Origin of the sequence: Paenibacillus urinalis, assembly GCF_028747985.1 — a bacterium.
Classification (GTDB): Bacteria; Bacillota; Bacilli; order Paenibacillales; family Paenibacillaceae; genus Paenibacillus; species Paenibacillus urinalis.
The window spans coordinates 1695385-1709828 of record NZ_CP118108.1 but is presented as its reverse complement, the minus strand read 5'-3'; the positions used below and the strand labels follow the sequence as shown (position 1 = coordinate 1709828).

Sequence of the window (14444 nt, the reverse complement as noted above, 5' to 3'; positions counted from 1 at the left end):
ATGAAAAACCTCATGAGATATGAGTGAGAAGGTGTTTCCTTATTTGAATAAATAGAATGTACAATAACTGCGCTTCAGGCAAGCTTAGCCTTCCCTGTGGTTTGCCTTACAATCAGTTCAGAAGGCTCCATAATGACAGGCGGAGAGTAATCCCGGTTCTCTATGAGCGCAATCAAGCATTCAATCGATTTAATGCCGATGGAATAAATATTTTGATTCACTGTCGTTAGATTTGGCTTGAATACCTGCGCATGATAGGTATTATCGAATCCGACGACAGAGATGTCTTGAGGAACGGACAGCCCGTGCTTCTCTATTTCATGAATGGCACCAAAAGCGGAGAGATCCGAAGCACATACAATGCCTGTCGGCGTGTCTTTGAGTGCAAGCAGTCTGCGCATCGCAGCCGCTCCGCCGTCGAATGTATAATCACATACCTCAAGGTAATTGGTCAGGTATGATAATCCGCAGCTAATCAGGCCTTGTCTGTATCCTTCAAGCCGCATATTTGCAATTGAAGGCCCCAATGTGCCGGATATGTAGGCTATTTTACGATGACCGAGCTCGTAAAGATGCTTGACGCCCTTATGGATTGCATTTTGGTTATCTGTTGTAATATATCCTGCCCGCTTGCCGACAATATCCATATCGACAAACATGGTCGGGATATCCGAATGTATCAATTCGTCAATGCTGCGATTATCGCGCTCCACTCCAAATACGACAACTCCATCCACATTCCGGCTGCGGCAATGCTTAATAAATGAATAATGCGGATCATCAAAGCGAGTGGATAAACGGACCAGATCATATCCGCTGTTCTCAAGCGCTGTCTTAATTCCTTCTAATAGTTCGGCTACATATGGATTGGTGAAGGGGACGGTCAACAACACGCCTACAGTCCATGATCTTCTTTTTACTAACCCCCTTGCAACTACATTCGGTTGATAGTGCAGCTGCTCAATGGCCAGGTTTACTCTTTTACGTGTTTTGTCACTTACATCGGGATAATCATTCAGCACCTTTGAAACGGTAGCAACTGAGACCCCGGCTTCTTTAGCCACATCATGGATCGATGCCATTTGATCACCTCTTACGTTCTCATTATCCAAAACGCATTCGTATGCTTGTTAGCTTGGTTTTGCATGAATGAATTCATTATAGCCTAAAAGGTGTGATCCTCATAGAATTAAATTGTATGCGCTTACTATTTACAATTTATTGGATATTTGGAAGAGACAAAAGACATTGTAATGCCTTTTGCTCTTTAGTACTGCATAGAAGTTAGGAATGAGCAGCTTGCAGCTCTTTGAGATCACCGGATACGGATTCCATGACTTGAACAAATGCCATTAGCTCACTGGAGCTGAATACTTGCTTTCTTGCATTATCCGACGTATTATCAGACTCGGTCTGCACTTGATCCAGCTTCGTTCTAATACTGTTCAGCACGCTCTGGATCTGCTCCATTGCCTTCTTGGAGCCCGTAGCCAGCTTGCGGATCTCGCCTGCAACGATCTCAAAGCCCCTTCCGCTATCTCCCGCGTGAGCAGCCTCAATTGCTGCATTGAGTCCCAGAAGATGACTTTGGTCTGAGATTTCTCGGATGAGACTCCCCATCTTTTGAATTTCTTTTACTTCTTGATTCAGGTCATCGATCAGCTTGTGGGCTGATTCCTGGGAAGCTGCGGTCTGTCTCGCGGTCTCGGATATCAGCTCCGTGTTGTGAAGCAGCTCATCAATCATACCGGTCAGTCTCTGAGACACCTCTGTAATCGCCTGCAGCAGGCGATCCTGCTCATCAGCAATATCCGTGATCTTCTGCTTCTCCTTCCCTTCGTAAGCTTCGAGCACAAGCTGGGAATCGAAATTAAACATCTTGCTCAGTGCATGAATTACTGGATACCATCCATTTGGCATGATTTGCTGTACCATGCTGGTCGCCACATCGAGATACACCATATAACTACCTAAGTAAAAATCGGATTTGAGTCCAATTTTCGAATGAATCAGCCCGATTTGGATTCGCTTCTCAATAAATTCTTCATCTATATGCCCATCCGTCAGGGATATAAAGTACCAACGCTGTGTCTGCTTCAAACGTTCTATTGTCGAGTATTTCGTAATGATGCTCCTTAGTTCTTCCACTTGTCCTATTCTGTCGTATAACCGATCAACAACCTCATCTACTATTTTTTCAAAAATAGGACGATGCTTATGAAGCAATTCAAGCTCCAGATTCGTAATCCCTATGTAGGCCAGCTGTCGTTCTCGTTCTTCGGAAACCTCAATCATCGCGAAAAATCTTCCTCCTTGCAACCATTTTGCCTTATATTAGTATTTTGTTACTTCGAACAATCATTATAGACCTTAAATACCATAATATCATAATCCTAAAGTCCTATTTTGCATTTTTCTTCCTATTCTTATTTCGGGTCGACAAATAAAAACACGCTGTCTGAACTGCAACATTTACAGCAATCAGACAGCGTATTATGAGATGGGGTTAAGATCTTTGCAAGGGGATAGGTGTAAACAATGTAAATCAGCGGTTCAACAAGCTGCCTACATAACGCAACAGCTCATTTGCACAGACAGGGCAATAGCCGTGCTCGTCAATCAGTCTGGAGCTGACCTCATTAATACGTTTCAGCTGATTTGCATCCGGAGTTTTAGTTGAAGTTGTGATCTTCACGATATCCTTCAGATCAGCGAACAGCTTCTTCTCAATCGCTTCACGAAGTCGATCGTGGCTGCTGTATTCGAATTTTTTGCCTTTACGGGAATAGGCTGAAATCCGAATTAGAATTTCCTCACGGAAGGCTTTTTTCGCATTTTCAGAAACTCCGATCTGCTCTTCGATGGAACGCATGAGGCGCTCATCTGGATCCATCTCCTCATCGGTCAGAGGATCACGTATTTTACTCCAATTGCAGAAGGCTTCAATATTGTCCAGATAATTCTCAAACAACGTCTTGGCCGACTCCTCGAAGGAGTAAACGAAAGCCTTCTGTACCTCTTTTTTCGCAAGCTCATCGTATTCTTTGCGTGCTACCGCGATAAAGTTCAAATACCGCTCACGTTCTTCTTTCGTGATGGAGGCATGTTGATCCAATCCGTCTTTGATTGCTCTTAATATATCCAGTGCATTGATGCACTCCAAATCCTGCTTGATCAGTGCACTTGAAATCCGGTTGATGACGTAACGTGGATCAATTCCAGTCATGCCCTCTTCCAGATATTCACTCTGCATTTCTTTGAGGTCAGCTTCTTTGTAGCCCTCAACCTCTTCCCCATCATACATTCCCATTTTTTTAACGAGATCCATGCCTTGTTTTTTGGATTCCTTTAACCGAGTGAGAATGGAGAAGATGGCAGCCGTCTTCAGAGCATGAGGCGCAATATGAACATGCCGCATATCGCTTTGTTCGATCAGCTTTTTATATATTTTCTCTTCTTCTGACACCTTCAAATTGTAAGGAATCGGCATGACGATCATCCGGGACTGTAGTGCCTCATTTTTCTTGTTCGATATAAACGCCTTATACTCCGATTCATTCGTATGGGCAACAATCATCTCATCTGCACTAATAAGAGCGAATCTGCCTGCCTTAAAGTTTCCTTCCTGGGTAAGGGAGAGCAGGTTCCATAGAAATTTCTCATCGCATTTGAGCATCTCCTGGAATTCCATCAAGCCGCGGTTTGCTTTGTTTAACTCCCCGTCAAACCGATAAGCACGCGGATCGGATTCTGAGCCGTACTCCGTAATGGTTGAGAAATCGATACTTCCGGTCAGGTCAGCAATATCCTGAGATTTCGGATCAGAAGGGCTGAAGGTACCGATCCCGATTCGGTTGTCTTCCGATATAAATACCCGCTCTACACGTACCTTTTCGATGTCACCGCCATACTCTGTTTTCAGCCGCATTTGGCAGGAAGGACATAAATTTCCTTCAATCCTTACTCCCAGCTCTTTCTCTACCTCAGGTCGGAGCTCCAGCGGAATTAAATGAAGCGGGTCTTCATGCATTGGGCAGCCTTCAATCGCGTATACTGCCCCTTTCTCTGTGCGGGAGAATTGCTCCAGGCCTCGTTTAAGCAGAGTCACGAGCGTCGATTTCCCCCCACTGACTGGACCCATCAAGAGCAAGATCCGCTTGCGGACATCAAGTCTCCGTGCTGCAGAATGGAAATATTCCTCAACAAGCTTCTCTACGCTTCGGTCTAGTCCAAAAATCTCCTGCTCAAAAAACTTGTAATGCTTGTGTCCACCAATCTCTTCCACGCCATATGATTTGATCATTTCATACACTCTTGCGTGAGCCGTCATTGCAGGTGTTGGGTCCTTTTTTAGAATATCAATATAATCTTTGAATGTACCCGACCAAGATAAACGATCACTCTCAGCCCGAAATTCAGCAACGCGTTCAAAAATGTTCATGCTCCTTCGTACCTCCCATGGCTCCATAATGATTCAGCGTCCACTCCGAATAAGGTCAATTCATAAGCTCCCCTGCTTCAAATCTTCCCACTAGCGTTTAAATATGCAATCATCTCGCCTACCCTCAAGCTTGACGATTTGATCTAAAAAAAGTGTATTACATACCTATGCGTCAATTCGGATAAGTTGCCTGTTTTTTTGTGACAGGTTCTCTTTTCGGGGAATGAACAACATATGGATCTTAAAATGAACCCTTCCAAGTCGTATGCTATACTTGATTAGATAGGAATGTTTATGATAGAGCTTATCTATACGTTTATGTACTTCTCCAGTAAATTAGACATGGATTTGATGTTCGATTCCAGAGGAATAGCTGCACAGCAATAAAGGAGTTTGATCAACAATGGCCGTTCAATATGAAACCGAATTATACGAGCCGATAAAGTCCTATTTTGAGAGGCAAGGATACCATATTAAATCCGAAGTGAAATATTGTGATCTGGTGGGTATACGAGAGGATCTCGCTGACCCGTTAATTGTGGAGATCAAGAAGACCTTTAATTTGTCGCTTCTGCTGCAAGGAATGCAAAGATTAAAAACGAGCAGTAATGTGTATCTTGCTGTTGAACGTAACCGGGTGAAGCGCGGGGCTGCCAATCAGCGGTTTGGAGAGATTACAGATCTGTGCAAAAAGCTGGGTTTGGGTCTCATCACCGTAACACGGTACAAAACGAAACCGGCGCTTGTCGATTGCTTATGCGTACCAGAGGCAGTCATCACTTCTTCAAAAACAATGAAAAGACGCAAAGACCTTCTGCTCAAGGAATTTGATGGACGCAGCGGCGATTACAACCTGGGCGGCAGCCACAAGGCCAAGCTTGTCACTGCCTACAGAGAGCGTGCACTTCGAGTTGCACAGGCGCTGGCTCCCATTCCCTATGCCTCTCCTGCAGAGCTTGCCAGACAGACAGGAATAACGAATACTGCGTCCATTCTGCAAAAAAATTATTATGGCTGGTTTACCAGAATTGAGCGCGGCCGATATACACTAAGTGAGCAGGGAAGAACTGACTTGGACAAGTACTATGCAGTTCTTCAGCAATATCCACTTCCATAAGCAACACAAAAAGACTGGATGCGAATATTATCGCATCCAGTCTTAATATTAGAAGTAGCTATTAGAAACGGGAAGCCGTCTCAGCGACTTTTCTAAGACCTTCTTGTACAATTTCAGCAGAACGGTCAGGGAAGGCATTATGTCCTTCAATTACCAGAACTTCAGGGTTTTGAATGCCCCAGAAGCCAAATGCAGAAGCTACGTATTTCACAGCCATTTCAACAGCTGCCAGAGGACCTTCAGAGTAAACGCCGCCGCGTGCGTTCAGAAGTACCACTTTCTTCTCGCCTGCAAGACCTACTGGACCTTCAGGAGTGTATTTAAATGTAACACCTGCTTGGCTCAAGTAAGAAATGTAGTTAACCAGCGGTGCAGGAACAGTAAAGTTCCAGAGCGGAAATGCTACAACGACTTTATCAGCTTCCAAGAATTGCTTTTGGTAAAAAGCAGCCAGATCAGCAGCTTCTTGTTCTGCTGGAGTCGTCTCGATGCCTTTAGCTACTTTGAACGTTCCTGTTGCGGCATTGTTGCCGTAAGCCGGAAGGTTAGCTGCAAACAGATCCAATTCAATAATGTTGTCTGTCGGATTTGCTTCCTTGTATGCGTTATAGAATGCGTCGTACATTTGTACGCTGATCGCTTGATCCGCTGGACGGTCATTTGCTTTGATAAACAATACGTTTGCCATAATAGTATATTCTCTCCCTAAATAAGTGTATTTATCTCTATATGTCATTTGAAACCAACTAAGAAAGTGATTGCAACTGACTAATAAACATTATATATAAAAATGTTAGTGAGTTCAATATATATATTTTCTTCTTTAGACAAAATTCCACATTCACTACTATTATAAAGTTCATTAAGACGAAAAAAAAGAGAGGAAGCTCCTCTCCTTATGTCAACATTATGTCTCTTTAACTCCGTGCCGTAAATTCGGATATCGCTTCACTGATCAAATTCATCCCGAGTAACAGCTCTTCTCTGCCGGGTCTGCTAAAATTGAGTCTAATAAAATGCTCTGTCTGCTTGCCAGGAGAGCATCTTGCGCCTGGCAAAAATGCTACGCCTTTGTGCAGCACAGCTTTGAGCAGCGTCTCGCTGCCAAGTCCGGGTGGAAGCTCAATCCAGAGGTACATCCCTCCTGCTGGCGGATCGTATTTTACATGCTTGAACCCCGGTCTTTTTAACAGCTCCAGCATCAGCTTAAGCCTCACCTCATACTCTCGGTTGAGCAGCGCCAGATGTTCATTCCAATTGAAGGAGGTTGAGCCCAGCAATTGGTACAATATTTGTTGATTAATCGGACTGGATTGCCAGTCAGCCATCTGCTTCAATGAGGACATACCCTGGATCAGCCTTTTATCACCGGTCGCCCATCCCGTACGAAGGGCAGGAGCGATCGTTTTGCTGAAAGAGCCAATATACAGTACATGATTTCCATCATCCTCTTGATCTATCGCATATAGAGCAGGATAACGCTCAGAGAAGGAATTTGCTGAATCATCTGCCCCAAAATGCAATTCACCGTAGGAATCGTCCTCAATGATTAGGACACTGTATTTTCGACATAGATCCAATACCGCCTTACGTCTGCGAAGAGTCCATAATATTCCGGTTGGATTAGAAAAACTGGGTGCAGCAAAAAGCAGTTTCGGACGATGCTTCTGAAACTGCTCTTCAAGATGTTCTGGGACAATGCCCTCCGTATCGGTGAAAACAGGTAATATGACCGCACCTTGCATCTGCAGCACCTGAAGACATCCGGGCGATGTCGGGTTCTCCACGACAACCGTATCGCCAGAATCGACCAGAAGCCTGGTGACCAGATCAATGGTCTGCTGTGTGCCTGATGTCAGCAGTATTCGTTCCTCTGTGGTACGGATTCCTTTTCGCATCTCCCAATCCTTGCGAATCCAGCTTCTTAGAGGCAGGAAGCCTTCTGGCTCACCATATTGCAGAACGGAAGGATCTGAAGAGAAGACAGCATGTGCCGCTTCGCCCAATCGTTTAATTGGGAAAAATTCCTCCGCAGGAAGCTCTTCAGCCAGTGAGATAAACGAACCTTGTCTTCTGACTCTGTTCGTCCTGCTCGCATGTGAAGACAACAGCCTGGAGGAATGGGAAGCAAAGGAGAACTCCATGTATTTCCCCCCTATCCGGGTAATCGCCCCATCTCTTAATTCCTCTCTCTATCGGGACGTATAAAGACTATTCGCCGTTCACATCTATTATGCCTTGTTACACATACTGCTGTTTCTTATGTAGTTTGGAATACAGAGTAAACTGTTCGATAGCTTGAGCCCGGCTGGACACGCCCAGTTTGGTATATATTTTGCGGAGATAGTTGTCAACCGATCTTCTGCTGACATCGATTTCATTAGCAATTTTATCGTAGGTCACACCTTGAACGATCCGTTCCATAATGAAGATTTCCATATCTGTAAGCTGAAGATGAATGTCTAGTTCCTGGTCCACCGTGTTCGACCACTCGTCATTAGTCAGCCACTGCAAAGGGATCGAGGCCAGCCCCTCTCGGAGACCGGAAATCATATGAATAAGCTTCATGGGCGAAGATTGCTTAGACAGCATTCCACTTGCGCCTAGACTGATATATCGCTTATACAGATTCAAATTATCCTCATCCGTCATCACGACAATATGGGTATTTGGAGAGACCTGCTTCATCTCTACGATGAATTGGTCCGCATTTCCGTCAGGCAATTTGTAATCGATTAGAACGAGGTCTGGCTTCAGGCTGCTCACTTGAGCTAACCCATCCTCCCCCGTGGAAACCATCGCGCGGACTAATAGGTCCTGATGCTCTTCCAATATTAATTTTGTACCTAGCATGCTGGTCGGATGGATATCAATCAAGACCACCTGCCATACCTTTCTCATACAAGCTCCTCCTAGTTCATTAATAGATATAATTTATGAAATTCGATAGAATGTGCGGCAATTGTAGTTTAGAGGAAGCACAGCCCAAAAAGGATAAAAATAAATCACATTTCACCAAAAAAGACATCCCTCTTTAGTCCTTAATTTGGATTATATATGAAATTGTATCCTAGGACTTCCTTCCGATGCAATCTCTTTTTCCTTTTTTCGCTAAAGAAGTTCTTTTTTGCGTATGAGGCGGCCCCATGATAGAATGAGGACTGGAAAATTTATAGAATTTTGTAGGAACAACACGAGGAGTGGTGAAATGAATCCATCAACAGAAGAGAACACAAGCCATCACACCCGGCAAGCTGCAAGAAGAAGCAAACGATCTGTCCGTCTATTTCTAGTATTATGGATTATTATTATTGCCTTAGGAGCTGCGGCAGCCTATTTATACAGCAATCATTTAAGAGAACAAATGGTACTAGAAATTAAGACCTACAACGATCAGCAGTTGACGGCCGTCAAGAAGGAGTATCAGACACAGCTGGATGAAATATCCAGTGAGCTGGTCAGCCTGCAGGAGCAAGTGCAGTCCTTCAATGAGCTGCTGACCTTCACAAAGGACAATGCAGGCAATACAACCGATAACAGTAATCAGCTATATTCAGAGCTTAGAGAAGTGAAGCAGCAGCTGGATACGCTCCAGAAGAAGATGGATCTGTTAAAATGATGACTTCACTCCAAAAACTAAATCGCTTTTTCATGCTGATTACAGCTCCATTTATCGGTCTGCTTATGTACCTGCTCTTATTGCAGCCAACGCTGGATCTAAGTTCGCTAGCGCCAAAGGAAGCTCACATCCCGCAAAACACGATCATCTCCCAAACGGAGGATATCAGCCAAGGTTTGGCGGAAGCGAAAGTGCTGGCCGAGACGACCTCTTCATACATTCAAAAAACAACCGAGTTGTATGAGAGCACGACTAAAACGATGAACAGCATTGCGAACATGACTGCAGCACAAGCCAGGAAACCCGAAGCAATCTATAACAAGCGGATATCTGCCAAGCTCGGCACACCGATTGAACAAGTGAACAGTGACCGGATTCGGATTGAACTATACAAAATGAACCCAGGCCTATATAAAGGCTATGCCATGAAGATCAAGCTCAAGGATCCGAGTGCTATGAAGATGTCCATTGGTGAAGGTGTGGGCAAATCGCAAACGACGATGCAGGCTGTCGCACGCAGTGGTGCGGTTGCCGGCATTAATGCCGGGGGATATGCTGATGCAGGCGGCAGTCGGTATCCTCTAAGCACCACGGTGGCTAACGGCAAATACCTGACTGGCTTTCATCCCAGCACGAAGGATCTTTCCTTTGTCGGCCTTAGCAAGGAAGGAAAGCTGATTGGAGGAAGATTTACGAAGCAATCGGACCTGGACAAGCTGGAGCCTGCATTCGGCGCTACCTTTGTCCCCATGCTCCTCAAGGACGGCAAGAAGCTGATCATTCCATCCAAATGGAAAACAACGCCGAAGCGAGCGCCAAGGACAGTCATTGGCAATTATAAGGATGATCAGCTGCTCATTCTGGTGGTGGATGGATACGATGAAAAAGGCAGCTCGGGAGCGACACTACAAGAGCTTCAGAACAAAATGTACAAGCTTGGGGTACAAAATGGCTATAACCTGGATGGCGGCGGCTCCTCTTCGCTGATTCTGAACGGACGTGTCGTGAATACACCTTCGGACGGTGTCCTGCGTAAGCTGCCCACCCATTTTCTTTTCTTTGAGTAAACATTTACGAATTAGGAAAAAGATTCCTTTTTGAGACAAGTATCAGTATAATAGGATTTACAAGGTAACAGGAGGTGGATGACATGTCATTTTCGTTGACTTTCTGGATCGTCGCCCTGGTGCTTGCATTGTATTTGGGAGGCATATTGACTTCTTCTTACAATGATGACAAGACGAAGGGGCTGTAAGGCTCACCAAAGAAGCTCTCCTCGACTGAGGAGAGCTTCTTTCTGTATAAGCCTACGCTTGCTTGGGCTTGGATTGATCTAAGTTTAGGCGTTCTCTTGAAGACCCGTCATTTCTGTGAGACACACGCCGCAAATATAACGATCTTTGAACTCGCTTACTTCTTCCATTGATCCGCAGAAAATACATTTTGGACGATAACGCTCCAGAATAATATGATCACCTTGCACTAAAATTTCAACGGGATCTCCTTCATTCATCTGATACCTTTTACGCAAAGATTTCGGCAGCACGATTCTTCCGAGCTGATCCACCTTACGTACGACTCCAGCAGGTTTCATTAACGGTACACACTCCTGTTCATTTTTCTTTCTTTGTAGGTACATTTGTACTATGTTTATACATTCGCTGTTTTTTTGTCGAATCCTGCAAGAATTAATAAAAATATTAACTTTATTTTAGGAACCCATTTTTTGAAAGTATGTTACCAAAGGTTGGGATTTAATTCATTCCAGGATAATCCAGCTGCCTTAGTGCTTCATAAACGATAATTGCCGCCGAATTCGACAGATTCAAGGATCGGACTGCATCCGTCATCGGCATTCGCATGCAGGTATCTGGGTTTGCATTAATTAGCTCAGGCGGAAGACCTTTTGTCTCTTTTCCAAATACTAGGAAATCTCCATCCTGAAACTTGAAATCACTGAAACGATTTTTCGCTTTGGTGGTTGCATAGAAAAAACGGTGATCCGCATATTTCTGCCGAACTTCATCAAACGAATCATGATACTCGATATTTACGGAATGCCAGTAGTCCAACCCGGCCCGTTTGAGTGTGCGGTCATCTGTGTTAAATCCGAGCGGATGCACCAGATGCAGATGTGTTCCTGTTGCTGCGCAGGTTCTTGCTATATTTCCTGTGTTTGCTGGAATCTCGGGTTCCACAAGTACGATATGTAATGCCATTGACTCTAATCCCCTCTTATAATGGACTGCAGAATTTCGCCCTATCATTCAGCAAATCCTGACTCACTTCATCCATGAAATTAATTAATCGTATGAATCAGCTTCATAATACCCCTAACTAATGATTTATGAAAATGATTCGGTATAACATAAAATTATAATATAAAAAAGCACCTCCCACAATATTTGCAGGAAGTGCCCTGTATTTCCCTAACATGTATTACAGCTTAGCCATGTGTCTTCTGGAATTGTTTCATAAAATCAGTCAGCGCCTGTACACTCTCCATTGGGACCGCATTGTAAATCGAAGCACGCAAGCCGCCTACGCTGCGATGGCCCTTCAAGCCGATAAACCCTTCTTGCTCAGATTGCTTGATAAACTCCTTCTCCAGTCCCTCATCCGCAAGTCGGAAGGTAACATTCATTCTTGAACGGTCTGCCGTATCAGCACAGCCTTGGAAGAAGCCATTGCTATCATCGATCGTATGATACAGGATGCCTGCCTTCTCTTCATTCTTAGCCTCTACGCCGGCAAGACCTCCTTGCTCTTCAATCCACTTCAGCACTTCATTCACCATATAAATACCGAAGGATGGTGGTGTGTTATAAAGAGAATTGTTGCTTACAAAGGTATCGTAACGGAGCATAGAAGGGAGATGTTTAGGCGATTCGGTAACAAGCTCCTCTTTAGCAATAACGACAGTAACTCCGGATGGTCCAAGATTTTTTTGGGCACCTGCGTAGATCATATCGAATTTCGTCATATCAAGTGCTCTGCTTAGAATATCACTGGACATATCTACAATGAGTGGAGTCGTTCCAGTATCCGGGAAGTCTCTAAACTGTGTGCCCTCTATTGTTTCATTTGAAGTCATATGCAGATAAGCGGCATTGCTGTTCAGATTAAGATCAGAGAGTTCTGGAAGCTTCATGAACTTCGAGGACTCGCCTGATGCAATAATGCTTGTCTCGCCGATCAGTTTTGCCTCAGACAGCGCCTTCTTCGCCCAGCTCCCTGTATGTACATAATGAGCAGTTTGACCGGCAGACAGGAAATTCATCGGGATCATCGCGAATTGTGTGCTTGCCCCGCCTTGCAGGAACAATACTTTGTAGCCTGTCGGGTTACCGAGAAGCGCCAGAAGGCGTTCCTGCGCTTCGTTATGAACAGATTCATAAACGGCCCCGCGATGGGACATCTCCATAATCGACATGCCTGTGTTCTTATAATCGACAAATTCAGCCTGTGCCCGAGTGAGCACCTCTAATGGCAGTGCTGCAGGTCCCGCATTAAAGTTAAATGCTCTCTTATTCAATCTAAAAACCGCCCTTCTCTCCAAGTTGTTCTACTCAAATATAACATCTAATGATACGTATGATTATTGGTATGATAGCAGTAATCGTTCGTGTCTTCAAGTGTTTTTCACACGAATATAAGGCAGTATCGTTACAAATAAGGGAAACCCCCGGGAAACTAGATTTCCCGAGGGCTTATAATTAATGATAATGTAATATGAGTGCTGATTAGCAGTCGAAGTACAGGCTGTATTCGTGTGGATGAACACGGATTGATACAGCTTTAGCTTCAGCACGTTTGAATTCAATGTAGTTATCAATGAATTCTTTAGTGAATACGCCGCCTTCTGTCAAGAACTCAAAGTCAGATGCAAGAGCGTCAAGCGCCTCGTCTAGAGAAGCTGGTACGCTGCGGATGTTCTCTTTGTCTGCATCAGACAATTCATAGATGTTCTTGTCGATTGGACCATATCCAAGCTCAGTTGGGTTGATCTTGCGTTTGATTCCGTCAAGACCTGCCATAAGCATTGCTGCAAATGCAAGATAAGGGTTAGCAGTAGAGTCCGGAGTACGGAACTCGATACGACAACCTTTAGGTGTTACAGCTGCCACTGGAATACGTACCGCTGCAGAACGGTTACCTTTGGAGTATACAAGGTTAACTGGCGCTTCATAACCAGGTACAAGACGTTTAAACGAGTTTGTACTAGGGTTAGTGAGTGCGATCAGTGCTGGAGCATGGTACAGAATACCGCCAATGTAGTGAAGCGCCATTTCACTAAGGTTCGCGTATGCGCCTTTTTCATAGAACAAAGGAGTATCGCCGTCAAAGATAGATTGGTGAACGTGCATTCCGCTGCCGTTATCGCCGAAGAGCGGTTTAGGCATGAAGGTTGCCACTTTACCATATTGACGAGCTGTGTTATGAACGATGTATTTGTAAACGAGCAGGTTATCTGCTGTTTTCTTCAATGTATCAAAACGGAAGTTGATTTCTGCTTGACCCGCAGTTGCAACTTCATGATGGTGACGCTCAACGCGAATCCCTACTTCATCAAGAAGACGGGACATTTCACTGCGGATATCTTGTTGAGTATCCATTGGAGCGACAGGAACATATCCGCCTTTAGTGCGGATCTTGAAACCAAGGTTACCGCCTTCTTCTTTGCGGTTTGTGTTCCAAGCTGCTTCTTCGGAATCAACATAGTAAGAAGAGCTGTTCGTTCCACTTTCATAACGTACGTCGTCAAAGATAAAGAATTCGGATTCCGGAGCAAAGTTTGCACGTGTACCGATACCTGCTTTTTGCAGATATTCTTCCGCTTTAACAGCAATACCGCGCGGGTCACGCTCATAACGCTCTCCGTCTGGAGTGAAAATATCACACATTACGTTTAGTGTAGGATGTGCTGTGAATGGGTCAATGAAAGTGGATTCTGGATCCGGCATCATAACCATATCGGATTCTTCGATACCGCGGAAGCCTGGAATAGAAGATCCATCAAATGCTACCCCGTTAACAAAGGTTTCTGCTTCAACTTCAGAAGCTGGCAGAGAGATATGGTGAGCGCGGCCAGATAGATCTACAAAACGAAAATCTACCCATTCAATGTTGTTTTCCTGAATTGATTTCAATACATTTTCAACAGACATGTGTTCTTCCTCCCAAATTTTCCGAACATTTGACGACCTAAGCCTTGTGAATGTTCATTAAATCGAATTTTCAACTGAGGTAAGTATAAATCCCAAATC

General features: G+C 44.4%; 13 protein-coding genes. 3 read left to right on the top strand and 10 right to left on the bottom strand.

Annotated elements, in window-relative coordinates; genetic code table 11:
* Positions 1-74: 74 nt before the first annotated feature.
* From PUW25_RS07850 to PUW25_RS07840, 3 genes are all read right to left on the bottom strand, one after another.
* Complete coding sequence (locus PUW25_RS07850) at positions 75-1082, bottom strand: LacI family DNA-binding transcriptional regulator (RefSeq protein ID WP_047909970.1); 1008 nt, start codon at positions 1080-1082, stop codon at positions 75-77.
* A 202-nt stretch (positions 1083-1284) separates the two neighbouring features.
* Entirely contained in the window at positions 1285-2295 is a 1011-nt protein-coding gene (locus PUW25_RS07845; RefSeq protein ID WP_047909971.1) for a globin-coupled sensor protein, read from the bottom strand.
* A gap of 250 nt (positions 2296-2545) precedes the next feature.
* Entirely contained in the window at positions 2546-4441 is a 1896-nt protein-coding gene (locus PUW25_RS07840; RefSeq protein WP_047909972.1) for a PrkA family serine protein kinase, read from the bottom strand.
* A gap of 403 nt (positions 4442-4844) precedes the next feature.
* Here PUW25_RS07840 and PUW25_RS07835 point away from each other — a divergent pair, with 403 nt between their 5' ends.
* The gene (locus PUW25_RS07835) at positions 4845-5558 is read left to right on the top strand and encodes a DUF2161 family putative PD-(D/E)XK-type phosphodiesterase (RefSeq protein ID WP_047909973.1); all 714 of its coding nucleotides are present in this window, start codon (positions 4845-4847) and stop codon (positions 5556-5558) included.
* A 61-nt stretch (positions 5559-5619) separates the two neighbouring features.
* Here PUW25_RS07835 and PUW25_RS07830 read toward each other — a convergent pair whose 3' ends face one another.
* The 3 genes from PUW25_RS07830 to PUW25_RS07820 all read right to left on the bottom strand — a co-directional run bounded on the left by PUW25_RS07830 (position 5620) and on the right by PUW25_RS07820 (position 8459).
* Positions 5620-6246, bottom strand: a complete 627-nt coding sequence (locus PUW25_RS07830; RefSeq protein WP_047909974.1) for an FMN-dependent NADH-azoreductase — start codon at positions 6244-6246, stop codon at positions 5620-5622.
* Positions 6247-6475: 229 nt separating this feature from the next.
* Positions 6476-7702 carry an aminotransferase-like domain-containing protein gene (locus PUW25_RS07825; RefSeq protein ID WP_274336878.1) on the bottom strand — a complete coding sequence of 409 codons (1227 nt, stop codon included), beginning with the start codon at positions 7700-7702 and terminating at the stop codon, positions 6476-6478.
* Between the two features lie 97 nt (positions 7703-7799).
* Complete coding sequence (locus tag PUW25_RS07820) at positions 7800-8459, bottom strand: response regulator transcription factor (protein WP_047909976.1); 660 nt, start codon at positions 8457-8459, stop codon at positions 7800-7802.
* 307 nt (positions 8460-8766) lie between these two features.
* Between PUW25_RS07820 and PUW25_RS07815 the strand changes: the two genes are divergently transcribed.
* Together PUW25_RS07815 and PUW25_RS07810 are read left to right on the top strand one after the other, a co-directional pair.
* The gene (locus PUW25_RS07815) at positions 8767-9177 is read left to right on the top strand and encodes a hypothetical protein (RefSeq protein ID WP_047909977.1); all 411 of its coding nucleotides are present in this window, start codon (positions 8767-8769) and stop codon (positions 9175-9177) included.
* Positions 9174-10244 (top strand): phosphodiester glycosidase family protein, encoded by a 1071-nt coding sequence (locus tag PUW25_RS07810; protein WP_152557593.1) that lies wholly within the window; start codon positions 9174-9176, stop codon positions 10242-10244. Before PUW25_RS07815 ends, PUW25_RS07810 begins: the two co-directional genes overlap by 4 nt.
* A gap of 272 nt (positions 10245-10516) precedes the next feature.
* Here PUW25_RS07810 and PUW25_RS07805 read toward each other — a convergent pair whose 3' ends face one another.
* The 4 genes from PUW25_RS07805 to glnA all read right to left on the bottom strand — a co-directional run bounded on the left by PUW25_RS07805 (position 10517) and on the right by glnA (position 14345).
* On the bottom strand, positions 10517-10771 hold the full coding sequence (locus PUW25_RS07805) for an AbrB/MazE/SpoVT family DNA-binding domain-containing protein (protein ID WP_047909978.1): 255 nt from the start codon (positions 10769-10771) through the stop codon (positions 10517-10519).
* Between the two features lie 160 nt (positions 10772-10931).
* Positions 10932-11396 carry a tRNA (uridine(34)/cytosine(34)/5-carboxymethylaminomethyluridine(34)-2'-O)-methyltransferase TrmL gene (gene trmL / locus PUW25_RS07800; protein WP_047909979.1) on the bottom strand — a complete coding sequence of 155 codons (465 nt, stop codon included), beginning with the start codon at positions 11394-11396 and terminating at the stop codon, positions 10932-10934.
* A 227-nt stretch (positions 11397-11623) separates the two neighbouring features.
* The gene (serC, locus tag PUW25_RS07795; RefSeq protein WP_047909980.1) at positions 11624-12712 is read right to left on the bottom strand and encodes a 3-phosphoserine/phosphohydroxythreonine transaminase; all 1089 of its coding nucleotides are present in this window, start codon (positions 12710-12712) and stop codon (positions 11624-11626) included.
* Positions 12713-12920: 208 nt separating this feature from the next.
* Entirely contained in the window at positions 12921-14345 is a 1425-nt protein-coding gene (glnA, locus tag PUW25_RS07790) for a type I glutamate--ammonia ligase (protein WP_047909981.1), read from the bottom strand.
* Between the last annotated feature and the right edge of the window lie 99 nt (positions 14346-14444).